At 60.0% G+C, this 24,447-nt stretch carries 19 protein-coding genes; 10 read left to right on the top strand and 9 right to left on the bottom strand.

Annotation, left to right across the window (positions count from 1 at the left end; translation table 11 throughout):
- Nucleotides 1–205: 205 nt before the first annotated feature.
- Nucleotides 206–1,096 carry a YghX family hydrolase gene (yghX, locus tag C1Y43_RS09715; protein ID WP_104188080.1) on the top strand — a complete coding sequence of 297 codons (891 nt, stop codon included), beginning with the start codon at nt 206–208 and terminating at the stop codon, nt 1,094–1,096.
- 22 nt (nt 1,097–1,118) lie between these two features.
- Here yghX and C1Y43_RS09710 read toward each other — a convergent pair whose 3' ends face one another.
- Complete coding sequence (locus C1Y43_RS09710) at nt 1,119–1,490, bottom strand: helix-turn-helix domain-containing protein (protein WP_021507610.1); 372 nt, start codon at nt 1,488–1,490, stop codon at nt 1,119–1,121.
- A 101-nt stretch (nt 1,491–1,591) separates the two neighbouring features.
- Here C1Y43_RS09710 and C1Y43_RS09705 point away from each other — a divergent pair, with 101 nt between their 5' ends.
- Nucleotides 1,592–2,446 carry an SDR family oxidoreductase gene (locus C1Y43_RS09705; RefSeq protein ID WP_058770640.1) on the top strand — a complete coding sequence of 285 codons (855 nt, stop codon included), beginning with the start codon at nt 1,592–1,594 and terminating at the stop codon, nt 2,444–2,446.
- A 348-nt stretch (nt 2,447–2,794) separates the two neighbouring features.
- Nucleotides 2,795–4,453 carry an alpha,alpha-trehalase TreF gene (gene treF, locus C1Y43_RS09700; RefSeq protein WP_058759659.1) on the top strand — a complete coding sequence of 553 codons (1,659 nt, stop codon included), beginning with the start codon at nt 2,795–2,797 and terminating at the stop codon, nt 4,451–4,453.
- A gap of 199 nt (nt 4,454–4,652) precedes the next feature.
- On the opposite strand, the gene C1Y43_RS09695 is transcribed toward treF, so the two are convergent.
- Complete coding sequence (locus tag C1Y43_RS09695; RefSeq protein WP_104188078.1) at nt 4,653–5,474, bottom strand: alpha/beta fold hydrolase; 822 nt, start codon at nt 5,472–5,474, stop codon at nt 4,653–4,655.
- A 215-nt stretch (nt 5,475–5,689) separates the two neighbouring features.
- On the opposite strand from C1Y43_RS09695, the gene C1Y43_RS09690 reads away from it, so the two are divergent.
- Complete coding sequence (locus tag C1Y43_RS09690) at nt 5,690–7,279, top strand: MFS transporter (protein WP_104188077.1); 1,590 nt, start codon at nt 5,690–5,692, stop codon at nt 7,277–7,279.
- Here the strand turns inward: C1Y43_RS09690 and C1Y43_RS09685 are convergent, their stop codons facing one another.
- Nucleotides 7,280–8,188: a LysR family transcriptional regulator gene (locus C1Y43_RS09685; RefSeq protein WP_021507614.1), complete on the bottom strand. Its 909-nt coding sequence runs from the start codon at nt 8,186–8,188 to the stop codon at nt 7,280–7,282. It lies immediately after the preceding gene.
- 162 nt (nt 8,189–8,350) lie between these two features.
- Here C1Y43_RS09685 and C1Y43_RS09680 point away from each other — a divergent pair, with 162 nt between their 5' ends.
- Nucleotides 8,351–10,219, top strand: coding sequence for an amidohydrolase (locus tag C1Y43_RS09680; RefSeq protein ID WP_021507615.1), 1,869 nt, complete (start codon nt 8,351–8,353; stop codon nt 10,217–10,219).
- A gap of 27 nt (nt 10,220–10,246) precedes the next feature.
- On the opposite strand, the gene C1Y43_RS09675 is transcribed toward C1Y43_RS09680, so the two are convergent.
- Nucleotides 10,247–11,209: a sensor domain-containing diguanylate cyclase gene (locus C1Y43_RS09675; RefSeq protein ID WP_104188075.1), complete on the bottom strand. Its 963-nt coding sequence runs from the start codon at nt 11,207–11,209 to the stop codon at nt 10,247–10,249.
- A gap of 370 nt (nt 11,210–11,579) precedes the next feature.
- On the opposite strand from C1Y43_RS09675, the gene C1Y43_RS09670 reads away from it, so the two are divergent.
- The 3 genes from C1Y43_RS09670 (at nt 11,580) to uxuA (ending at nt 16,732) form a co-directional block, all read left to right on the top strand.
- A complete protein-coding gene (locus C1Y43_RS09670; RefSeq protein ID WP_104188074.1) occupies nt 11,580–14,831 on the top strand; it encodes a transporter substrate-binding domain-containing protein in 3,252 nt (1,083 codons plus the stop codon).
- Nucleotides 14,831–15,532 (top strand): response regulator transcription factor, encoded by a 702-nt coding sequence (locus tag C1Y43_RS09665; RefSeq protein WP_104188072.1) that lies wholly within the window; start codon nt 14,831–14,833, stop codon nt 15,530–15,532. The genes C1Y43_RS09670 and C1Y43_RS09665 overlap by 1 nt, the downstream gene beginning before the upstream one ends.
- A 135-nt stretch (nt 15,533–15,667) precedes the next feature.
- Nucleotides 15,668–16,732 carry a mannonate dehydratase gene (gene uxuA, locus C1Y43_RS09660; RefSeq protein WP_104188070.1) on the top strand — a complete coding sequence of 355 codons (1,065 nt, stop codon included), beginning with the start codon at nt 15,668–15,670 and terminating at the stop codon, nt 16,730–16,732.
- Nucleotides 16,733–16,750: 18 nt separating this feature from the next.
- Here the strand turns inward: uxuA and C1Y43_RS09655 are convergent, their stop codons facing one another.
- From C1Y43_RS09655 to C1Y43_RS09640, 4 genes are all read right to left on the bottom strand, one after another.
- Nucleotides 16,751–18,307, bottom strand: a complete 1,557-nt coding sequence (locus C1Y43_RS09655; protein ID WP_233209827.1) for a DHA2 family efflux MFS transporter permease subunit — start codon at nt 18,305–18,307, stop codon at nt 16,751–16,753.
- Nucleotides 18,304–19,344 (bottom strand): HlyD family secretion protein, encoded by a 1,041-nt coding sequence (locus C1Y43_RS09650; protein WP_104188068.1) that lies wholly within the window; start codon nt 19,342–19,344, stop codon nt 18,304–18,306. The genes C1Y43_RS09655 and C1Y43_RS09650 overlap by 4 nt, the downstream gene beginning before the upstream one ends.
- Nucleotides 19,341–19,886 (bottom strand): helix-turn-helix domain-containing protein, encoded by a 546-nt coding sequence (locus C1Y43_RS09645; protein WP_104188066.1) that lies wholly within the window; start codon nt 19,884–19,886, stop codon nt 19,341–19,343. The genes C1Y43_RS09650 and C1Y43_RS09645 overlap by 4 nt, the downstream gene beginning before the upstream one ends.
- Before the next feature lie 118 nt (nt 19,887–20,004).
- A complete protein-coding gene (locus C1Y43_RS09640; protein WP_031279716.1) occupies nt 20,005–20,913 on the bottom strand; it encodes a LysR family transcriptional regulator in 909 nt (302 codons plus the stop codon).
- 130 nt (nt 20,914–21,043) lie between these two features.
- On the opposite strand from C1Y43_RS09640, the gene C1Y43_RS09635 reads away from it, so the two are divergent.
- Nucleotides 21,044–22,354: an MFS transporter gene (locus C1Y43_RS09635; RefSeq protein WP_104188064.1), complete on the top strand. Its 1,311-nt coding sequence runs from the start codon at nt 21,044–21,046 to the stop codon at nt 22,352–22,354.
- A 16-nt stretch (nt 22,355–22,370) separates the two neighbouring features.
- Nucleotides 22,371–23,459, top strand: a complete 1,089-nt coding sequence (locus tag C1Y43_RS09630; RefSeq protein ID WP_058774858.1) for a tartrate dehydrogenase — start codon at nt 22,371–22,373, stop codon at nt 23,457–23,459.
- A 16-nt stretch (nt 23,460–23,475) separates the two neighbouring features.
- Here the strand turns inward: C1Y43_RS09630 and C1Y43_RS09625 are convergent, their stop codons facing one another.
- Entirely contained in the window at nt 23,476–24,420 is a 945-nt protein-coding gene (locus tag C1Y43_RS09625; protein ID WP_058774859.1) for a MurR/RpiR family transcriptional regulator, read from the bottom strand.
- Between the last annotated feature and the right edge of the window lie 27 nt (nt 24,421–24,447).

Here is a 24,447-nt window from a genome sequence, read left to right as displayed (position 1 = left end):
GTAAAATTTCCTGCACAGTCGCCAGAAAGAAACTTTGTTAATTAAAAGATAATTTTTATAGACCAAAAAGAAATTAATTTGCTGCCTTTCGGTGACATTCTGTGAGCCATCGCGCATTAACCCGCTGGGGCATGGCATTTGCCAGCGGCGTCAGGCTGTGCTTTGTTAAAGCAGCACAGTCCGGTTAATCAGCGAAGGAGAGGTTATGACCCGTCTTACCGCCCAGGATTTTCCCCAGGAACTGCTTGAGCTTTATGACTACTATGCGCACGGTCGCATCAGCAAGCGCGAGTTTCTCTCGCTGGCCGCGAAGTTCACCATCGCCGGCATGACCGGAGCCACCCTGCTCAGCGCCATGAGCCCCAATTATGCGCTGGCAGAGCAGGTGTCATTTACCGATCCTGATATCAACGCCGAATACATTCACTACCCGTCGCCCCAGGGACATGGCGAGGTACGCGCTTATCGGGTGCGCCCGACTCACGCCAGCGGCAAGCTGGGTGCCGTGGTGGTGGTACACGAGAATCGCGGCCTGAATCCTTACATTGAAGACGTGGCGAGACGGGTCGCCAAAGCGGGCTATGTTGCGCTGGCGCCGGATGGCTTAAGCTCGCTGGGCGGCTATCCGGGCAATGATGAAGAGGGCCGTGCGATGCAGGCCAAAGTCGACCCGACCAAACTGATGAACGATTTCTTCGCGGCGGTCGATTTCCTGATGCAGCATCCCGAGGGGAACGGCAAGGTCGGCATCACCGGCTTCTGTTATGGCGGCGGCGTAGCAAATGCGGCGGCAGTGGCGTTTCCTGAGCTGGCCTGCGCCGTGCCGTTCTACGGCCGCCAGCCAAAAGCGGAAGATGTGGCGCGCATTCAGGCGCCGCTGCTGCTGCACTATGCCGCGCTGGATAAAGGCATCAACGAAGGCTGGCCAGCCTATGAAGCCGCCCTGCAAGCCAGCCACAAAACCTATGAGGCGTATATTTATCCCGGCGTGAATCACGGCTTTCATAACGACTCAACGCCACGCTATGACAAAGCTGCCGCCGACCTGGCATGGCGTCGCACACTCGGCTGGTTTGAGAAATATTTGCACGCCTGAGCCTGGCGCGCCGCGACGGCACTCACGCCGTCTGCGGCGCTTTAATGATGCGGTGGACATTGCTTTCCAGCCAGTCGGCGAGGCCGATGACCTGCCCTTCCACCTCATGGCCCAGCGCCGTCAGCCGGTACTCCACGTGCGGCGGCACCACTTCATAGGCGATACGCTCAATGAAGCCATCCTCTTCCATGTAGCGCAGCGTCTGCGCCAGCATGCGTTCACTGATGCCACCAATCCGGCGGCGCAGTTCGCTGAAGCGCAGCGTCTCAGCGCGCAGCGCCAGTAACACCAGTACACTCCAGCGGCTGGTAATCCGTTTTAACACTTCACGTGACGGGCAGTTCACATTGAGCAATTCACCACGGGAAAATTTATCACTCAGGTTTTCAGCCATTTACATCACTCCGCTCAAACTAACAAATCTGTAAGTACTTACTAAAAGTTAGTTTATCTCGTAGGCTGTTTCCATACCAGTTCAACCTGAGGAAAAACACCATGATTGCGATTACCGGAGCCACTGGCCAACTGGGCCGTTTAGTGATTAATGCCTTGCTGAAGAAAGTACCGGCCAGCGAGATCATCGCGGTGGTACGTTCACCGGAAAAGGCGCAGGACCTGCAGGCGCTCGGCGTCGCGCTGCGTACCGCGGATTACAACCAGCCACAGACGCTGCAGGGCGCCTTTGCCGGCGTGCAGAAAGTGCTGCTGATCTCCTCCAGCGAAGTGGGCCAGCGCGAAGCCCAGCACCGGGCGGTGATTGATGCCGCCAAAGCGGCAGGCGTGTCATTTATCGCGTATACCAGTCTGCTGCATGCCGATACCTCGCCGCTGGGTCTGGGCGTCGAACACCGCGCCACCGAAGCGCTGCTGCAGGCTTCAGGCATCCCTTATGCCCTGCTGCGTAACGGCTGGTACAGCGAAAACTATGCGGCCAGCATCGCACCGGCGTTAGCGCATCATGCCTTTATCGGCGCGGCGGGCAATGGGCGCATCGCGTCGGCGGCGCGCGAGGATTATGCTGCCGCGGCGGCAGAGGTGATCAGCCGTGACGATCAGGCCGGCAAAGTGTACGAACTGGCCGGCGATGACAGCTATACGCTGGCAGAATTCAGTGCGGAGATTGCCCGCCAGTCCGGCGAACAGGTGGAGTACGTTAACCTGCCGCCTGCGGAGTTCAGCGCGGCGCTGATCGGAGCCGGTTTACCTGCGCCGCTGGCCGAACTGCTGGCGGATTCCGACGCCGGTGCCGCCCAGGGCGCCCTGTTCGACGACAGCCACACGCTCAGCAAACTCATTGGCCGCCCGACCACACCGTTCGCCGCGGTAATTAAGGCCACGCTGGCAAAGTAAGGCGCTGATGGCGCCCTCACCTGCGGTGAAATCCGGGGTGAGGGCGACGAAAAACCTTCTTTTCCCCGTCTCGTTTGCCATCAAATGATCAACCTCTTCCCGCTTTTTTGCCGTCATCACTGACGATTTTCTTATTTACAGATAAATCTGTTCATTTATTTAAAGCTTCATCTGAAACACTGCTTTCAATTCCTGAAATATAGGACGTTGTATTCGCTGAAAAAAGCCTTAAATAGCCGATCAATCGACAAGATTTATTACGTTCATAGATATTTCGCATTGTTGTCTCATCGGGTCAGAGATCTATAATTTGTCCTTTGAGCAACCAGGCAATTTCAGGAGGCCGCTATTAATACTAACCACCAGCAACGTCAAGCTTTCGGAGAACACGAAGCCCATGCTGATCTGGGGTATCAATACGATCCTCACGAGTTTATCCGCGAAGGTATGCAGGATTCGGAGCCGGAACCCGAGCTGATTGAAGGCCTGCCTGCGCCTGATGCGCTGACGCCTGCCGATCGCTATCTGGAGCTGTTTGAGCACGTACAGACGTCACGTATTTTTGCCGACAGCAAAACGTTCCCGGACTGCGCGCCTAAATTCGATCCGCTGGATATTTTAATCCGCTATCGCCGCCGCAAACGCTCGGCGGAGTTCGACCTGGAAAAATTTGTCCACGAGCATTTTTATTTACCGCAGGTCAATGAGAGTTTTTATGTTTCCAATCCGGATAAAACCCTGACGGAACATATTGACGATCTGTGGCCAGTGTTAACCAAAATGCCGCAGCAGCATTTACCGCATTCGTCGCTGCTGCCGCTGCCGAAGCCTTACGTGGTGCCCGGCGGGCGTTTTGGTGAAACGTATTACTGGGACTCCTACTTCAGCATGCTGGGACTGGCCGAAGCGGGCCGCGACGATCTGCTGCGTCATATGGCGGACAACTTCGCCTGGCTGATTGATAACTACGGTCACGTGCCGAATGGTAACCGTACCTATTACCTCAGCCGCTCGCAGCCGCCTGTGTTCGCGCTGATGGTCGAGCTGTTTGAAGAGGACGGCATTCGCGGCGCGAAGCGCTATCTTGACCAGCTGATGAAAGAGTATCAGTTCTGGATGGACGGGGCTGGCGAGCTGATGCCGCATCAGGCCTATCGCCACGTGGTGCGCATGCCGGATGGTTCGCTGCTCAACCGCTACTGGGACGATCGCGACACGCCGCGCGATGAGTCGTGGATGGAAGATGTGGAAACCGCCAGCAAATCGCGTCGGCCGGCCAGCGAGGTCTATCGCGATCTGCGCGCCGGTGCCGCTTCCGGCTGGGATTACTCCTCGCGCTGGTTGCGCGATCCACAGCGTCTGGCCAGCATTCGCACCACCCAGTTTATTCCGGTGGATCTGAATGCGTTTCTCTACAAGCTGGAGCTGATGATCTCGACGCTGGCGCACGCGAAGGGCGAAGAACTCACCGGCCTGGCGTGGCAGAAGAAAGCGGATGCGCGCAAGCAGGCGATTCATCGCTATCTGTGGGACAACACCGCAGGCGTGTACCGCGACTACGACTGGCGACGTGAACGCTTTGGTGCCTTTACCGCAGCGGCGGTGGTACCGCTGTTCCTGGGGCTGGCATCACCCGAGCAGGCACATCTGCAGGCGGTGGCGCTGCGCCAGCTGCTGCTGACGCAGGGCGGGCTGGTGACCTCCATGGTGGAGAGCGGGGAGCAGTGGGATAAACCCAACGGCTGGGCACCGCTGCAGTGGATGGCGGTGGTCGGACTGAATAACTACGGTGAAGAGACGCTAGCAACCGAGATTGCGGTCAACTGGCTGACCACGGTGAAGAATTTCTATTCGCTGCACCATAAGCTGGTAGAGAAGTACGATATCAGCGGCGATCGCGCCCGCCCGGGTGGCGGCGGTGAGTATCCACTGCAGGATGGCTTCGGCTGGACCAACGGCGTCACCCGTCGCCTGCTGGCGATGTACGGGCATTTGCTGGCGGACTGACGGCTTAGTTGGGTGGAGTGGCAGGCAGGATGCGGCGGTCTGGTGCGGGATACTGCGGCCTGATGCCCTCACCCTGGCCCTCTCCCACCGGGAGAGGGAAACGCTGCCACATGTAACGAAAGAATCCACTGCTCGCTCGATCGGTCCCCTCTCCCGCGTGCGGGAGAGGGTTAGGGTGAGGGAAAAAACGCACTCCCCCTTAATTCCCCTGCAAAAACGCCAGCAGATCCGCATTCAGCTGGTCCTGATGCGTCACCGCAAAACCGTGCGGGCCGTTCTCATACACTTTCAGCTGCGAACCCGCAATCATCTCGTGCACCAGCTTGCCGGTGGCTTCAAACGGCACTACCTGGTCGTTACTGCCGTGGATCACCAGCGTCGGCACATCCACTTTGGCAATATCCGCACGGAAATCCGTCTCAGAGAACGCGGTCACACAATCCAGTGTACCTTTCAGCGACGCCAGCAGCGCAATGTTCAGTGTCTGCGTCAGCACGCCATCGGAAACCGTCTGGCCCGCGTTGGTGCCGTAAAACGGCGTGGCGAACTCTTTGATAAACTGCGCACGATCCTTCAGCAAACCCGCTTTGATCCCGTCAAACACCGCTGATTCCACCCCTTCCGGGTGATCGTCGGTTTTACCAAAAATCGGGGTAACGGCGCCCAGCAGCACCAGTCCTTTCACTTTCGCGGTACCATAACGACCGATGTAGCGTGACACATCCCCGCCGCCCATCGAGAAGCCCACCAGCGTCACCTCATCCAGCTGCAGGTGCTCGATCAGGCCGTGAATATCGTCGGCAAAAGTGTCGTAATCGTAGCCTTCCCACGGCTGATCGGAGCGACCAAAGCCGCGGCGGTCAAACGCGATGACGCGATAGCCGCGCTCGGCGAGGAAGTTGAGCTGGCTGTCCCACATATCGGCATCCAGCGGCCAGCCGTGGCTGAACAGCACCGACTGCCCCTTGCCCCAGTCTTTGAAGTACAGGTTTACGCCGTCTTTAGTCTTGAATGTGCTCATGTTTTTTCTCCGTTAGTCAGTGATGTTGTGTCTGGCAATCAAACTAGCGTGGGATGCTGGAAAAACCTAAAGCAGAGATTTTGACAACTTGTGCAAAGATTTTTGCTAAGCCCTGCCGTCAAAAATCCTTGTACAAGTTGGCCGATTTTTTCCGCTATCTCCTGACGGGCGAGCTTCGTATCGTGCTCTCATCGCACACTGACAGGAACAGCCTGATGAACCAGCCAAATCCACAAACAGCGCGCAGCGGCGCGTTTTCCCCTTTCGCCTACGGGCTTTTCGCCGTGATCTGGACCGCTTCGGTGCTCGGCAATACCGGTAGCTTTATCCGTGACGTCGCCAGCGCCTGGCTGATTACCGGACTGTCGGATAACCCAACCGCCGTCGCGCTGATGCAAACCGCCGCCACCCTGCCAGTGTTCCTGCTGGCGCTGCCGGCCGGCGTGCTATCGGATATTGTTGACCGCCGCCGCCTGCTAATTGTGGTGCAGCTGCTGATGGCCAGCGTCAGTGGCACGCTACTGCTGCTGTCGCACAACCACTGGCTCACCGTTGAATGGCTGATCGGCCTGACCTTTGTCGGCGGCGTCGGCGCGGCGCTGTTCGGTCCGGCATGGCAGGCCATCGTGCCGGAACTGGTACCCCGCCATGAGCTGAAAAATGCCGTAGCGCTCAACTCGCTGGGCATCAATATCGCCCGGGCGATTGGACCGGCTACCGGCGGCCTGCTGCTGGCAAGTTTAGGTGCTATGGCCGCTTACGGTGCCGATGTCGCCAGTTATTTTTTCGTCATCGCCGCGCTGCTGTGGTGGAAACGCCCGGCGAAAGCCGCTACCGCGCTGAATGAGCACTTCTTTGGCGCTTTCCGCGCCGGGCTGCGCTATGTGAAAGCCAGCCGCGAACTGCACCGCGTACTGTTGCGCGCCGCGCTGTATTTTGCCTTCGCCAGTGCCATCTGGGCACTGCTGCCGCTGGTGGCGCGTACCATGCTGCACGGCAGCGCGGGCTTTTATGGCTTGCTGCTTGGGGCCGTCGGTGCCGGTGCCATTGCCGGCGCGCTGCTGCTGCCGCGCCTGCGTGCCCGGCTGAGCCATGATGGACTGATGCTGCTCTCCGCCGTGCTCAGCGCGCTGGTCATGGTAGCGCTGGCGCTCAGTCCGCCGCAGTGGCTGGCGCTGTTGCTGATGCTGGTACTGGGCACCGGCTGGATCATCGCGCTGACGACCCTCAACGGCGTGGCGCAGGCGGTGCTGCCCGACTGGGTGCGCGGTCGCGGGCTGGCGGTCTATCTGATGGTGTTCAACGGCACGCTGGCGGGTGGCAGTCTGGCCTGGGGGCTGATCGCCCAGCACATGGGCCTGGCGCCAACGCTGATGCTGGCGGGCGCGGCGCTGCTCATCACGGCGCTGCTGGCAAAACGGCTGGCGCTGCCGGCGGGCGAAGCGGATCTGCAGCCGGCGCAGCACTGGGCTGAACCGGTGGTGAGCGATGCGGTGGATATCCGCCGTGGCGCCGTACTGATCCAGATTCGCTACCGTGTTCCCCAGGCCGATCGCGCCGCTTTCCAGCACGCCATGCACAAACTGGCGCAGGCGCGACGCCGTGACGGTGCCTATGCGTGGGGATTAATGGAGCAGACCGACGATGCCGGAGCGCTGCTGGAGTGGTTTATGGTGGAGTCATGGCAGGAGCATTTGCGTCAGCACCAGCGCGTCTCGCGCGCCGATGCTGAGTTACAGCAGGCGGTACTGCAGTTCCATCAGGGTGATGAACCCCCGCAGGTCAGCCATCATATTGCGCTGTGATCAGGCTGGCGCGTAGATGTCACTCAGGCCGGGCAGCGTCGGCAGGCGCTCGCGCCACCAGATAGCCGCGTTGCCGCAGGCGCTCTCATTCCACGCCAGATAGGCGATATCGCGCCGGCACTCGCTGTCCAGCTGGCGCGCCACCAGCGCACCGCTCGCCAGGTGCGGGCGCGCCAGGTAAAGCGGCAGATAACCACAGCCGAGCCCGGCGAGATGCGCCTGCAGTTTGGCCGGGAAATCATGCACGCTCAGCGTCTTCTGCTCATCCAGCACGCGTAAATCCATCCCGGCACCGTGGCGGGATGAATCATGCACCGTGACCGCGCGATACTGGCGAATCTGTTCACGCAGCAGCGGTTCGGGCTCCGCCGCCAGCGGATGGTCAGGAGCGACAGCGAACACATACTCCAGCCAGCCCAGCGGCTGGCAGACAATCTCTTTGCGCGTGGCGGGTTCCTGAACCGCGCCAAAGACAATGTCCGCTTCGCCGTAGTGCAGCGCTTCCCAGCAGCCAGCCAGTACGTCCTGACGGAACTGCAGCTGGGTGTGCGGGTGCTGCTGATAAAATTCGTCAATCAGCGGCGTGAGGATGCTGAACGGCAGCGAAGCATCCACGCTGATGGTCAGCAGACTCTCCCAGCCGCTCTCCACGTAGCGCGCCTGCTGCTCCAGCTCGTTCACCGCACGCAGCAGCGTCCGCCCTTTTTCCAGCATCAGGCGGCCGGTCGGCGTGAATGTGGCGCGATGGCCGGAGCGATCGAGCAGCGTGATTTTTAAATCGCTCTCCATCTTCTGCACGGTATAGCTCAACGCCGACGCGGTTTTGAACAGTCGCGCGGCCGCAGCGGCAAAGGTGCCATGACGATCGAGCGCATCCAGAATCAGCAGCGCCTCCAGATTTAAACGCATTCCCTACCCTCCGTAAAAAAAGTTGAACGACAACGTAAAAACAATCCGTTATCAATAACTGCTGTCATTTCGTATTTTTTTCCTCATCGGCGCAAGCATTTTTAACCGCGCATTAACACGGTGGCTGAGGGCCGCTACGCTTAATTTAACGGAGAGAACAGAATGACGACCGCATCCCTGATTTTTACCAACGGTAAGTTTCACACCGTCGACCGCGCAAACCCGCTGGCTACCGCCGTAGCCATCAAAGACGGCAAGTTCCTCGCCGTAGGTAGCGAAGCGGACGTCATGCGCTTTGCCGGCAGCGACACGCAAATCATCGACGCCAAAGGGCACACCGGCATCCCCGGCCTGAACGACTCCCACCTGCATCTGATTCGCGGTGGCCTCAACTACAACCTTGAGCTGCGCTGGGAAGGCGTGCCGTCGCTGGCCGATGCGCTGCGTATGCTGCGCGAACAGGCACTGCGTACGCCGTCACCGCAGTGGGTGCGCGTGGTCGGGGGCTGGAGCGAGTTCCAGTTTGCGGAGCGCCGCATGCCGACGCTGGACGAAATCAATGCCGCCGCGCCCGATACGCCGGTCTTCATTCTGCATCTGTATGACCGCGCGCTGCTCAATCGCGCCGCGCTGAAAGTGGTGGGCTACACCAAAGAGACCCCCAACCCGCCGGGCGGCGAAATCCAGCGCGACAGTAATGGCAATCCGACCGGCATGCTGATCGCCCGTCCTAACGCCATGCTGCTGTACGCCACGCTGGCGAAAGGGCCCAAACTGCCGCTGGAACAGCAGGTTAACTCGACGCGTCAGTTTATGCGCGAGCTGAACCGCCTCGGTCTGACCAGCGCCATTGACGCCGGCGGCGGCTTCCAGAATTACCCGGACGATTACGACGTGATCGCCGAACTGCACGCGAAAAAGCAGCTGACGGTACGCATCGCCTATAACCTGTTCACCCAGCGTCCCGGCCACGAGCTGGAAGACTTTGAGAAGTGGACCGATATGCTGAAGCCGGGCCAGGGCACCAACTTCCTGCGCCACAACGGTGCCGGTGAAATGCTGGTGTTCTCGGCGGCGGACTTCGAAGATTTCCTCGAACCGCGCCCGGATCTGGCACCCGGCATGGAAGATGAGCTGGAGCGTGTGGTGCGCCACCTGGTGGAGCATCGCTGGCCGTTCCGCCTGCACGCCACCTATAACGAATCAATCAGCCGCATGCTGGATGTGTTTGAGAAGGTGAATCGCGACATTCCGTTCAATGGCCTGCACTGGTTCTTTGACCATGCGGAAACCATCACTGAAGCCAATATTGAGCGGGTAAAAGCTCTCGGCGGCGGGCTGGCGGTGCAGCATCGCATGGCTTTCCAGGGTGAATACTTTGTCGATCGCTACGGTAAAGAGGCCGCGAAGCAGACGCCGCCGGTGGCGCGCATGCTGGAGGCCGGCGTGCCGGTGGGCCTCGGTACCGATGCCACCCGCGTCGCCAGCTATAACCCGTGGACCGCACTGTACTGGCTGGTTTCAGGCCGTACCGTCGGCGGGATGCAGCTGTACGATGACAACGCACGCATCGACCGTGAAACCGCACTGATGCTGTGGACCAAAGGCAGTGCCTGGTTCTCCAGCGAGCAGAGCGCCAAAGGTGAGATCAAAGTCGGCCAGCTGGCGGATCTGGTGCTGTTATCGAAAGATTTCTTTAGCGTGCCGGAAGAGGAGATCAAAGGCATTGAATCGGTGCTGACGCTGGTGGATGGCAATGTGGTGTATGCCGCCGGCAGCTTCACGCCACTGGCACCGCCGCCGGTACCGGTGTTGCCGGAGTGGTCGCCGGTGGTTACCGTGCCTGGTCACTACCGCAGCGCCCCGCCGCAGACCAGCGGTCGCGCCGCGCGGATGCCGCAGGTACATCAGTGCAGCGGCCCCTGCGGCGTGCACAGCCACGCCCATGATGTCGCGCGCCAGTCATCGGTGCCGGTGTCAGACAATAACGCGTTCTGGGGTGCGCTGGGCTGTTCCTGTTTTGCGTTTTAAGTGATCAAGGGGTGCGGGCGCTGGCCCTCACCCCATCGATGTATTGCCTGCCAGGCCAAAGCCCTGCTTACCGTTCTTTTTAATCTGGTACATGGCGCCATCCGCCCGGGTCAGCGCGTCGTCGAAGCTGTCGCGCCGGTGTACCGGGGCGATACCGATCGAAGCACCAATCCGCGCATGACCATTGTCGACGTCAAACGGCGTCAGCGCCGCATCCAGCACCGCCTGCGCCAGAATGCGCACCTTCGGGTAGTCAATCAAAAACGGCAGCAGCAGCACGAACTCATCGCCGCCAAGCCGCCCGACGATGGCCTCTGACGGCAGCAAATCGCGGATGCGCTGGCTGAGCTGAATCAGCACCTCGTCACCGCTGCGATGGCCGAGCGTGTCATTGACGTGCTTGAAGTTGTCGAGGTCGATAAACGCCACGCACAGCGGCCCGGCGCGTTGCAGCTGACTAAAATGCGCCTGCAGCGCGTGGCGGTTGGGTAACGCGGTTAACGGGTCGTGATGCGCCAGCAGGGAGAGCTGGGCTTCGTAATTCTTCTCTTTGGTCATATCGATATGGGTGCCGGTCACTTTGAGCGGATTACCCTGCTCGTCCCACTCGCTGACGCGTCCGCGATCTAACACCCAGGTGATTTTGCCGTTCTTGCCGATCATACGGTGCAGCGCCTCGTAATAGGGCGCGCGCCCTTCAATATGATCGTAAAAGGCGCGCAGCACCTCATCGGCATCTTCCGGATGCAGGCACTCGCGCCAGGCATCAAAGCGCGCTTTGGTCTCTTTCGCCTGAAAGCCGAGCATCGCGCCCCAGCGCCGGTTAAAAATCACCAGCTTGCCGCTGGGAATATCCAGCTGCCACAGGCACAAGCCGGTGCCGTCCAGCGCCGCGTTCAGCTTATTACGCGCGTCGTGCGCCAGGCGCTTGAGGCGCGCATTGTGCTTTTTCAGGTTCTGAATCTGCTGGCGCAGCGCTTCTTCGGACATGGTTGATCGCTGGAGAGAAAATAAGGGCTATTTTGCCTGCACGATAGATTCTGTAAATAAAACAAATGAAAAGGCGATTAGCGTCGGAAAATTGCGCCGGGTTCAGCAGGAATGGCGAAGCAACGCGGTAATTTCAGCAAACAAAACTTACACTTACTAAAAATAGCAGCGCGCTTCGCTTCGGCGCGCCGGCGAAACCTGCTTTTCACCAGGAATTTTCTCTCCTGTTTTTAAGAAATTTCTTAAGCACGATTTAAGTCCACTTGTATTAAGTCGCTGTTGAAGGATGCCTGACGCGCAACGTGCCGTCAGAGAAGAAGTGCCGTCATGGTGGCGGCGCGCGCAACCGGTCCAGCGAGTGAAATCATCCGTGAGTAAACGCATCCTCAGCCTCCTTCTGTTACTGGGCTTTTGCCTGTCTGCCTGGGGTGCAACCACGTTAAATTTCTCGCCGCGCTATGGTCTGGTAGCACCGGAAGTCACGCTGTCGCCGCAGAGCCAGCAGTGGCTGAAACAGCACTCTGTACTGCGCGTCGGCGTGTGGAACAACCCGCTGCCGCCCTATTCCGTGTCGTTTGAAGCCAATACCTACGAAGGACTCTCGGCCGATTATCTGGCCATTGTGGCGAAGGCGTTAAATCTGCCGGTGAAAATTAAGGTGTATAAAACCCGGCTGGAGCTGGTGGATGCGCTTAACGACGGTGAAGTCGATCTGATTCCTTACTACACGCTGGCCGCCAATCAGGATACGCAGCTGGCGCTGAGCCTGCCGTATTCCCTGGCGCGCAGCGTATTAATCAGCAAACGTAACGCGACCTTCGACAGTGAGCTGAAAAATAGCCGCTATCGTCTGCTCTATTACGGTGATGCAGAACTCAAAGCACTGCTGCACAAGCGCTATCCGCGCGCCACGCTGGCGCCAGCCGCGCCGCCGCTGTGGGCCTACACCGACACCGCGTTTAGCGAAAACACCCTGTTCTGGAGCAACAGCGCCACTCAGCGCTTTCTTTCGCATCGCGGCCTGCAGAATGTGATTGAAGCGCACAGCACGCCGTACACTAACGATGTCGACGCGCGCTTTGCCAGCAACCACGCCAATCTGCCGCTGATCGCAGCCATCGATGAAATCCTGAAAAACATTCCGCTGCGCAACGCGGTACAGATCGCGGAAGCCTGGAGCCTGGATTATCAGTCGGTGGTTAAAAACCATCCGCTGGATCTCAGCGACAAAGAGGCCGCGTGGCTGGCAGAGCACCGCGAGATCACCGTTAATTACGATCCTTCGCATACGCCGTTTACCTTTATTGATAACCGCCAGCGCGTGGTCGGCCTGAGCGTGGACCTGCTGAAAATGATTTCCCAGCGCACCGGCATTCGCTTTCGCTACAACCCGATTCAGGGGTTGAGCAACATGCGCGATACGCTCAACCGCCAGCGCGATGCGATTATCGCCGTCAGCGACGCCACCGCGCAGCAGGACGACAAAATCCGCTACACCCGCTCCTACATCTACTCGTCATGGGTAGTGGTGACGCGCAAAGACAGCCAGTGGAAAAGCTTTGATGAGATGGCGGGCAAGCGCGTCGGAATCTATGAGCGCGCCTACTATCGTTACGATTTACGTGAGCGCTGGCCGGGCATCAACTTCGTCGAAAACGGCGTATCGATTGATTCACTCGGTCAGCTACTCGATAAGCAGCTGGATGGCTTTATCGTGCCGTACGAGTCGTCGCTGTTTCTGCTCAACAATCACTTCAATGACAGCTTCAAAGTGGCGTTTGTCGCGCCGCTGCCGATGTTCCGCATGGCGATGGCGGTCAATGGGCAGGATCAGGTGCTGCTGTCGATCCTTAACAAAGCGCTGTCCGATATTCCGCAGCCGACCATGCAGTCGCTGATGGAGCGCTGGATCAAATACACGCCGCCCGCCACCAGCACCTCGTGGCAAAGCTATCGCAGCTATATATTGCGCATCGTCGCCGTGGCCGGGCTGGGCCTGCTGTTTTTCCTGTGGCGTAACCATCTGCTGAAAGCCTCGCTGGCCAAACAGCGCGAGCACGAGCGTGAAATCAGCGAGCAGCTGGCGCATATCGAAGCGCTGATGGCCGACCTGCGCAAAGCCAACGAAGTCGCGGTGCGCGCCAGCGAAGCGAAAAGCACTTTCCTGTCGCACATGAGTCATGAAATCCGCACGCCGCTGGCGGCGCTGATTGGCCTGCTGGAAATCGAGCATCTCGGCCAGAGTAATGAACAGCAGCGGCAGAAAAACATTGATGTCGCCTGGGAGTCGTCACGTTCGCTGCTGTCGCTGGTGGGCGATATTCTCGACCTGGCAAAAATCGAATCCGGGCATTTCAGCGTGCAGCTGCAGCCGATGTCGCTCAGTGAAGTGGTGCGGGATTGCGAAGCGCTGTTCCGCCAGGTGGCGCTGAACAAGGGGCTGGCGCTGAATATCGTGCTGGAGCTGGAGCAGGACCAGGTGCTGTTTGACCCGGTGGCGCTGAAGCAAATTCTCTCCAATCTGGTGAGCAACGCCATCAAGTTTACTTCGTACGGCGAAGTGGAAGTGGCGCTGTATCAGGCAGAGAGCACGCGGCCGGAGTATGTGCTGGAGGTGAGCGACAGCGGGGTTGGCCTGACGGCAGAGCAGCAGCAGGCGATCTTCGAGCCGTTCATTCAGGTCGATCAGGGCAGCAACCGCGCCAGCGGCACTGGGTTAGGCCTGAATATCTGCCGCCGGCTGGCGGTGATGCTCGGCACCGAGCTGCACGTCGAGAGTGAACCGGGTGACGGCAGCGTGTTTATGCTGCGCTTCCGCGCGGAAGCGGCGAGCATTGAACATGAGCAGCCCGCCCTGCCACAGCCGGTGGAGCCAGCAAAACAGGCTGCACTGCGCATTCTGATTGTCGATGACAACGCCACCAACCGCCTGCTGCTGGCCCAGCAGCTGCGCTACGCCGGGCACCATGTACTGGTGGCGGATGGCGGTGCAGCGGCACTGGCGCTGTGGCGCGAAAATCAGCCGGACCGCGTAATTACCGACTGCAACATGCCGGAGATGGACGGCTTCGAATTCACCCGCCAGCTGCGCGCCGAAGAGAAGCGCCTGGTGCGACGCGCGGTACCGGTTTACGGCCTGACGGCGATGGCGGAGGAGCGCGTGGCTCAGCTGGCGCAGGACGCCGGCATGAACGGTTGTCTGTTTAAACCGCTGGAGCGCGCGCAGCTGCTGCAGGTGATCACCGGCGCACCGATGAACCCGACGCGCGACGATACCCTGCTGACGCTGGAGAATCTGGCGGCAAACAACCCGCAGGCGTGGCGCGACCTGGTGACCACCGCGCGCCAGCAGAACAGTTACGATCTCGCCCAGCTGACGCAGGCGGTGGCTGCGAACAATTTTGCTTCGGCGCGTCACGCCGCGCATCAGCTACTCGGCAGTGCCCGAATGCTGCGCGCCGACGCGCTGCAACATCGCTGCCGCGCCGCCGAACAGGCGGCGGAGCATGAAGATGGTGCGCTATTACAGCAGCTGCTGCCGGAGGTCGCCGGGGCGGTGGCCGAGCTGGACGCACTGTTCCTGCGTGCCCTGGAAACACCTATTCCTGAAGAGGTGATGTAATGAAAGAGAGCGCAATCTGGCAGATTGCCGTGCTGGACGATCATCCGCTGATTGGTAAAGCCATGCAGTACCGTTTAGCGCAGGAGCCGCAGCTCGATCTGGCCGGGGCCTTTGCCCAGCGCCAGCAGCTGATGAATTTCCTGCAGCGCCACCCGCTCGATATCCTGGTGCTGGATTACATGCTGGGTGAAGACCAGCTCGACGGGCTGCAAATGGTGAAACAGCTGCGCCTGCACTACCCGCAGCTGAAGATTCTGGTGTCGTCCGCGGTGGAAAAACCGGCAATTGTCCAGCTGTTACTGAAAGCCGGCGTGCAGGGATTTGTCGGCAAAAGCCACGATCAGGAGGTGCTGATCGATGCCATCCATCAAATCTGTCGCGGCAAGCGCTTCCTGACGCCGGACATGATGCTGGAGCTGGATAAATTTCAGGAGAGCGATCGCGAGATGCACGACTACCTGACGCCGCGCCAGGCGGGCGACGACATCACGCTGCTGCTGCGCGAGCTGAGCCCGCGCGAAATCGAAGTGATTCGCTGTTATCTCGACGGGTTGAGCATTACGCAGATCGCCGGTAAATACGCGCGCAGCCGCAAAACCATCAGCGGTCAGAAGCAGACCGCGCTGCGCAAACTGGGGCTGCGCTCGGATCTCGAACTGTTTAAGTACAAGCAATATTTCACCGAGCTGGTGACCGCCTAGTAAGCGACTGCGCTGCGGATAAAACCGGTTCTGTGACGCGGATCAAGGCTTAATCGCCGCGCAATGCTGCCCTCATGAATTCTAGTATGGTAGTTTAGCCGTTATCATACAGACACGATGACGGTGGATGACATAATGCAGCTGACAATGCGGTGGTTTGGGCCGAAGGAAGACAAGGTTTCGCTGGAATATATTCGCCAGGTGCCGGGCGTACGCGGCGTGGTGGGCGCACTTTACGATGTGCCGGTGGGCGAAACCTGGCCGCAGGAGAAGATCCAGGCGCTGGTCGATCAGGTGCACGCAGCCGGACTGACAGTTGAAGTGATTGAGAGTGTTAATATTCACGACGACATCAAGATCGGCCTGCCGAGCCGCGATCGCTACATCGCTAATTATCAGCAAAGCATCCGCAACCTGGCGGCCGCTGGGGTAAAAGTGATCTGCTACAACTTCATGCCGGTGTTTGACTGGATGAAGACGGATATGAATTATGTGCTGCCGGATGGCTCCATCACCATGGCCTTCGAGAAGCAGGGCATTGATAAAAGCCTCGACGAAGTGGTGAAAGAGGTGCTGGGCAGTGCTAACGGCTTCGCGCTGCCGGGCTGGGAGCCGGAACGGCTGGCAAAAGTTCAGGAGCTGTTTGCCAAATATCAGGACGTAGATGACGCGAAGCTGCGCGAAAACCTCGCCTATTTCCTCAAAGCGGTGATCCCGGTGTGTGAAGAGGTGGGCGTGAAGATGGCGATCCACCCGGACGATCCGCCGTATTCGATCTTCGGTCTGCCGCGCGTGGTGAAGAACCGCGACGATCTCGACTGGATCTGTAACGTCGTCGATTCTGAAGCCAACGGCATCACGCTGTGCACCGGATCGATTGCCGAGGATCCGCAGAACGATGTCTATGCCATTCTGGCCGAATTCTCGCGCCGCAGGCGCATCCCGTTTGCCCACGTGCGCAACATCAAGATCATCCGCGATAAAGATTTCTACGAGTGCGCGCATCCGACGGAATATGGCTCGCTGGATATGTATAAAGTGCTGCAGTCGATGTATGACAACGGCTTTGACGGCTATATCCGTTCGGATCACGGCCGCTTTATCTGGGGTGAAACCGGGCGCCCAGGCTACGGTTTGTACGACCGCGCGTTGGGCACCACCTATCTGCTGGGCCTGTGGGAAGCGCTGAGTAAGCGTTAATGGGCTACGATCTGGCGCTCACCCTTGCGGCTTTTTCAGTAACGGCACCAGCAGCGCCGCGACGAAAAAGCCTGTCATGATCAGCCAGAACGCGTCGGAAAAGGCCTGGGTGCGCGCTTCACGCAGCGTCAGCGCCGCCAGCGATTGCAGCGCGGCCGTATGCGCGGCATCCGGGCTCAGGCCGCTGGTCATCAGCGCCTGAGCGCGCCCCTGCAGAAAATCACCCAGCGTCAGGCTGGCGCTGTTGAGATGATCCGCCAGCCGGCTAAAGTGCAGGTTGGTGCGGTCGTTGAGCACCGTACCGCACAGGGCAATGCCAATCGCGCCGCCAAGGTTGCGCATCAGATTAAACAGGCCAGACGCGAGCTTCAGGCGGGCCGGTGGCAAACTGCCCAGCGTCAGCGTTACCGTCGGTGCCACGGCAAACTGCTGCGCCATACCGCGAAACGCCTGCGGAAACAGCAGCTCCTTCGCCCCCCAGTCATGGGTAATCGGCACGAAGAAATGCATCGACAGCGCAAAACAGATCAGCCCCGCCGCCAGCAAAATACGCAGATCGACGCGGTTCGCCAGCCAGGCATACAGCGGGATCGACAGAATCTGAAACATCCCGGTAGAGAAGATCGCCAGTCCAGTCTCCAGTGCGCTGAAGCCGCGCACCTGGCTGAGAAACAGTGGCGTAAGGTAAATGGTGGCGAAGATCCCCACGCCCGCCATAAACGAGAAGTAGCAGCCGAGGCTAAAGTCGCGGTCCTTGAGCGCGCGTAAATCGACGATCGGTTTGGCATGCCGCAGCGTGCGGATCACAAACAACACGCCCGCCGCCAGCGCAATCCAGCCGGTGGTGGCAATGGTGTCATCATCAAACCAGCCCCAGCGCGGCCCCTCTTCCAGCGTATATTCCAGACAGCCGAGCGCCAGCGCCAGCAGCACGATGCTGAGATAGTCCGCACCGCGCAGCAGTTCGCGGTTGGGCGCGTCGATGTTCACCAGCAGCGGAACCGCAATGGTGATGTAAATACCGGGAATGATGTTGATAAAAAACAGCCAGTGCCAGCTGAAGTTATCGGTGATCCAGCCGCCAACGGTCGGGCCGAGCGTCGGTGCCAGCGACGCCAGCGCGCCGACGGTCGCGGCAGCAATCACCCGCTGCCGGCCCTGGAAAAAGGCGAAGGCGGTGGTGAAAACCAGCGGGATCATTGAGCCACCCGTCAGCCCCTGCAGCGCACGGAACGCGATCATGCTCTGAATGTTCCACGCCCAGCCGCACAGCAGGCTCATCAGCGTAAAGCCGCAGGCCGAGGCGGCGAACAGCCAGCGCGTAGACAGCACGCTGGCCAGCCAGCCGGAGAGCGGAATAATGATGATTTCGGCGATCAGGTAGCTGGTCTGCACCCACACGGTTTCATCATCGCCCGCCGACAGGCCACCGCCAATGTCGCGCAGCGAAGCTGAGACGATCTGGATATCCAGCAGCGCGATAAACATGCCGATGCACAGGGTGGCAAAGGCGAAGACTTTCCGGCTGACCGGCATCTGCGCGGGCGCGATCGGCGCGGCGACCACGCGGCTCATTGCGCGCTGCGCTCATCGACGGTAACAGTCACCGACAGTCCCGGACGCAACAGCCCGAGCGTGGCCGCCTCGCCGTCCAGCGCAATACGCACCGGAACGCGCTGGACGATTTTAGTGAAGTTACCGGTGGCGTTTTCCGCCGGCAGAATGCTGAAGCGCGAGCCGGTCGCGGGCGACAGGCTGGCGACATGCCCGCTGAAGGTGCGGCCCGGCAGCACGTCCGCGACAATCGTTGCCGTCTGGCCTGGCCGCATGTGCGCCAGCTGGCTCTCTTTAAAGTTGGCGTCAATCCACAGCCCCTGCGCCGGCACCAGCGACAGCAGCTGCGTGCCGCTGCTGACATATGAACCAGCCCAGGCGCGGCGATTGCCGATTACGCCATCAAACGGCGCGCGGATAGCGGTGTATTCCAGATTGAGCTGTGCCAGCGCCAGGCCGGCCTGTGCCTGCGCCAGCGCGGCGTGCGTCTGCTGCTCGCGCGCATCCAGCACCTGCAGCTGACGTTCGGCGACCGCGCGATCGGCACGGGTTTTGCCCTCCTGCGCCAGCGCCTGATGGTAATCGGCCTGCGCATGATCGCGAATCTGCTGCGACACCGCAGCGCTGCTTACCAGCGCGTCATAGCGGCGCTGGTCGGCGGTGGTTTTCTGCGTTACCGCCTGCGCCGCCAGCAGCGCAGCACGCGCACCGTCGATGGTGGCCAGCTGGAGCTGCCGCGTGGCGGCGATATCCTGCAGCGCCGCCTGCTGCGCGGCGACTTCGCCCGCCGCACGGTCAACCGCCGCCCGATAGTCGCGGTTATCCAGCTGTACCAGCAGGTCGCCCTTTTTAACCGCCGCATTATCCTGCACCGCAAGGGCCTGGACATAGCCGGACACTTTGGCCGAAATCGCACTGATATCCGCGCCGACGTAAGCATCATCGGTCGAAGGCATAAAGCGCGCGCTGTGCCACCAGTAATAGCCATAGCCGGCCAGCGCCACGCCGCCGCAGGCCAGCATCAGCAGCAGTGCCGCTTTTTTCCGCGTCAGGCTCATGGTTCGTTCCCGGCCACCGTCTGCGGGGCGAATTTTTGCGCCGTATCGCCTGCGCGCTTTCTCGCCAGATATTGCTGGCGGTAGTGCATCATCGGGCTGGCCGCCGGGCCAGGCACCATCTGGTATTTGTCACTGGAGAGCGGCTGGCCGGTGGCGCTGTCGACCATTTGCGGCGTCACCGGGCGCTGGGTGGCGCTTTCAACCAGCTGCATCTGCCGCCCTTCCGGTGAAAAGTGGGTGCTGCCCCACTCGGCCAGCGCCAGTATTACCGTGCGAAAATCGCGGCCCGCCGCAGTGAGGTGGTACTCGTAGCGTGCCGGAGCGTCGCTGTAACACACCTTTTCCAGCAATCCATCCTCCACCAGCTCTTTTAGCCGGCGCGACAGAATATTGGGCGCCACGCCGCTGCTTTTCTGAAACTCATCAAAGCGGGTAAAGCCGGCCAGCGCATCGCGCATGATCAGCATGCTCCAGCCATCGCCGACGCGTCCAAGGCTGCGTGCGATAGGGCACGGCATATTACACAGAGGTTGGTTTTTCATGGGCCAGTTCCCGATGTGAAGTCGATGCGGGATACTGTGGCAGGGTAACTTTCATTTTGCAAGTCACTTGCAGAATGAAAGTAACAAACAGATCGTCAGCGCGCGTTCCGGCGCAGCCTCACAGCCTGTCGATCAATTCCTGCCGGTGGTCATGCAGCAGACGCAGCATTTCACGCAACAGCGGATCTTCGTTGCCCTTCTGCCACGCAATACTCAGCGGCAAGCCTTTGATCTGCTCAGGTAACGTCAGCGCGATATAGCGCACGCTGTCGCTGTTCATGGTGCGATAAGAGGCTGGTACCACCGCCAGACCGAGGCCGGCGGACACCAGGCTGAGAATGGTTTGCTTCTCTTCGGCATATTGCGCGATATGTGGCGTCAGGCCGGCCTGCTTAAACAGGCTGATGGTGAGATCGTGGCTGTGCGGCCGGGTGCGGCGGTCCGGAATGATCATGGCTTCATGCTGAAAATCTGCCACCGTCACCTGCGCTTTATCCGCCAGCGGATGCGTCAGCGGCACTGCCAGCACGCAACTTTCGCGGGTAATAAAACGCAGCGCCAGTGACGCATCCATGCGCTGCGGCGCGCGGATAATAATCATATCCAGCCAGCCGGATTTTAATTTGGGAATCAGGTTAAGGGTTTTATCTTCGATAATATGGATATCGCTCAGCGGATGACGCGGCACAAATAAATTCAGCAGTGCCGGAACTAAACCGCGCGCGGCGCTATCGATAGCGCCAATGCGTAATGTCCGGCGTTCATCTTTTAATCCGCCTTTAAAACGCAGCGCCAGCGCATCAAACTGATCGATCAGTTTTCCCGCTTCGTCAAAAAACAGGGCTCCCTCGGCGGTTAATGAAACATTGCGCGTTGAGCGGTTTAACAGGCGCACTCCAAGATCTTCTTCCAGCAGGCGAATAAAGCGGGAAAGTGATGCAGGCATCATTTCCATACTTTGTGCCGCCCGGCCGAAATGCAGTTCTTTACCCACCGCGACAAAACAACGCAATTGATTTATATCCACATTTCCCTCACCGCACGATTATTCAAATAGTTTATATAATCCACGCCTGATGATCGCGCAATACAAACCTGCATACTGCATTCGACAACCAGAAAATAATACTACCCTACACAATCTGGAGCACTTTAATATGAACTCTCACCTCGAAAAAAGGGTGATGCGTAAAGTGACGTTGCGCATTGTGCCCTTCATCATGCTGCTCTATTTCATCGCGTTTCTCGATCGCGTCAATATTGGTTTTGCCGCGTTAACCATGAATCAGGATTTAGGTTTCTCGCCCACGGTATTTGGTTTTGGCGCCGGGATCTTTTTCCTCGGCTATTTTCTGTTTGAAGTCCCGTCGAATTTAATTTTGCACAAAGTGGGCGCACGCATCTGGATCGCCCGCGTGATGATCAGCTGGGGATTGGTCTCCGGCTGCATGGCGCTGGTGCAGGGCACCACCAGCTTCTACATCCTGCGCTTTTTGCTCGGCGTGGCGGAAGCCGGTTTCTTCCCTGGCATCATTCTCTACCTCAGCTACTGGTTCCCGGCGGCGAAGCGCGCGCAGGTTACCGCCATCTTCATGGCCGCCGCCCCGCTCTCTACCGCGCTCGGCTCGCCGGTCTCTGCGGCGTTGCTGGAGATGCACGGTCTGCTGGGCTACGCCGGCTGGCAGTGGATGTTCGTGTTAGAAGCGATTCCGGCGTTACTGCTGGGCATCGTGGTGCTGTTTTTCCTCACCGACCGTCCGGCGCAGGCTAAATGGCTGAACGCAGAGGAGCGGCGCTGGCTGCAGGAGACCATGCAGGCCGAAGAGCAGGCGCGGTCGACGCAGCACGGCCACAGCAGCGCCTGGCGCGGGCTGGCGGACAAGCGCGTACTGGCCCTGGCGCTGGTGTACTTCGGCACCTCGGCCGGGCTGTACACGCTGGGAATCTGGTCACCGCAAATCATCCGCAGCTTCGGCGCCTCCTCGCTGGAAATTGGTTTCCTCAACGCTTTCCCGGCGGTGATTGGCGTGATCGGCATGATCCTGTGGGCGCGTCACTCCGATCGCCGTGGCGAGCGCAGCTGGCACGTCATTGGCGCCTGTTTACTGGCTGCCGCCGGGCTGGTTTATGCCGGTAACGTCAGCACGCTGCTGGCGGTGATTATTGCGCTGACGCTGGTCACGGTCGGCATCAGCGCCTCCAAACCGCCGCTGTGGAGCATGCCGACGCTGTTTCTCAGCGGGCCGGCCGCGGCCGCCGGCATCGCCACCATTAATTCCATCGGCAATCTCGGCGGTTTTGTCGGCCCGATGATGATTGGCGTGATCCGCCAGCAAACCGGCAGCTACTCCTGGGGACTCTATTTCGTCGCCGCGCTGCTGGCGTTGTCCGCGCTCATCGTGCTGATTCTCGCCGCGCACACGCCAAAACCGCAAAGCGCCGATCTGCCTCATCCTCATACCCATTAATTGACTGGAGAAAACTATGCGTAACTACAAAATTGCCGCGATTCCGGCAGACGGTATTGGCCCGGAAGTGATTTCGGCTGGCGTTGAGGTGCTGCAGGCGCTGACGCGGCACGATGAACAGCTGACGTTTGACGTGCAGACCTTTGACTGGGGCTCGGATTACTACAAACAGCACGGCGTGATGATGCCGGAAGATGGCCTGCAGACGCTGAAGCAGTTTGATGCCATCTACTTTGGTGCGGTGGGCGCGCCGGACGTGCCGGATCACATCACGCTGTGGGGGCTGCGCCTGCCGATTTGTCAGGGCTTCGATCAGTACGCCAACGTGCGGCCTACCAAAATTCTGCCGGGCGTGACCTCGCCGCTGCGCAACCGTGGACCGGGCGATCTTGACTGGGTCATCGTGCGCGAGAACTCGGAAGGGGAATACTCCGGCAACGGTGGCCGTGCGCACCGCGGCCTGCCAGAAGAGGTGGGCACTGAAGTGGCGATTTTTACCCGCGTCGGCGTGACGCGCATCATGCGCTACGCCTTTAAACTGGCGCAGTCGCGGCCGCGCAAACTGCTGACGGTGGTGACCAAATCCAATGCCCAGCGGCACGGCATGGTGATGTGGGATGAAATTGCGGCGGAAGTGGCGCAGGAGTTTCCGGATGTGCAGTGGGACAAGATGCTGGTGGATGCCATGACGCACCGCATGACGCTGCACCCGCAATCGCTGGATACCATTGTCGCCACGAACCTGCATGCGGATATTCTCTCCGACCTTGCCGGCGCGCTGGCCGGCAGTCTCGGCGTCGCGCCGACCGCCAATATCGATCCGGAGCGGCGTTTTCCGTCGATGTTCGAACCGATTCACGGCTCGGCGTTTGATATCACCGGCAAAGGCATCGCTAACCCGATCGCCACCTTCTGGACCGCGGTACAGATGCTGGAGCATCTGGGCGAACGCAACGCGGCCGCGCTGATTATGCAGGGCATTGAGCACGTGTGCGCGGCGGGCATTCTGACGCCGGACGTCGGCGGCAGCGCCACCACCGCTGACGTGACGCGCGCGCTGGTGCAATTTATTGAAGCCAAATCTCAGGTGGCGGCAACCGCCTGAGTCGAAAGGCGGGGTGTTACAGCGCCGCCGCCAGCCGGTCCAGCGCCAGCAGGATGCCGTAGCGCCGCGCCGGTGCTGCATCCGGCAGCGGCAGCCAGTAGTTGGCCTGGCTGGCGAGATCCAGCGCCGCCGGGCACAGCGCCATCACAGGGGTCTGCTGGATGTGAGCGTGATGCACCGCGCTGAGCACGCTGCTGTTGATGGTATCCGGCGCGAGGATCAGCAGCAGATCGTCCGGCTGCAAACGGCTGAGCGTCAGGCGCAGCAGGTTGTCGTCCTGGATCCACGCCAGCGCCAGCCCGGCTTCACTCAACCGCTGCTGCACTTCCGTCACCAGCGGCGTGTGCTGGCCGGCGGCACCGATCAGCAACACGCTGCGTGCCTGACGCAGCGCCTGCGCCGCCTGCTGCCAGCGGCTGTCATCCAGCTGCTGCCACTGCTGGGTCAGCGCCTGATGCAGACTCACCAGCTGCGGCACCGCACCGTGGCTGGCGCTGGCTGGCTCGGCGCTGGCGCGTGCCAGCCGCATACGCAGATCGCGAATATCGTCGCAGCCGACCGAACGGGCAAAGCGGGTAATGGTCGCCGCACTGACTTCCGCCCGGCTGGCCAGTTGTTCAATGGTGGCCGAGGCCGCAAACGCGGCGTCACGCAGGATGGCGCGCGCCACCCGCTGCTCCTGCTGGCTGAGCGAAGCCTGCCGCTGACGAATCACCGTCATAAACGCACTTTCCTGCTGGCCGGCCTGGCGCACCTGGTGCAGAAAATCATCCAGATCGCGGTAGCCCGCCGAGGCAGCAAAGCGCTGGAGTACAGCCGGGCTGACACCCGCCTGCGCCGCCAGACTCTCCATGGTGGCCTGCGCGCTGGCGTGCAGGTTATCCAGAATAAATCGCGCCAGCTTTGATTCCTGCGCATCAAAACGCGCCGACTGCTGCTGCAGTTGCCAGACAATATCCATTAGCTCATCACATCCTCAGTAACGAAC

The organism is Pantoea sp. ICBG 828 (assembly GCF_002928355.1).
Lineage (GTDB): Bacteria > Pseudomonadota > Gammaproteobacteria > Enterobacterales > Enterobacteriaceae > Pantoea > Pantoea dispersa.
This window is presented reverse-complemented; position numbering and strand designations above follow the sequence as displayed.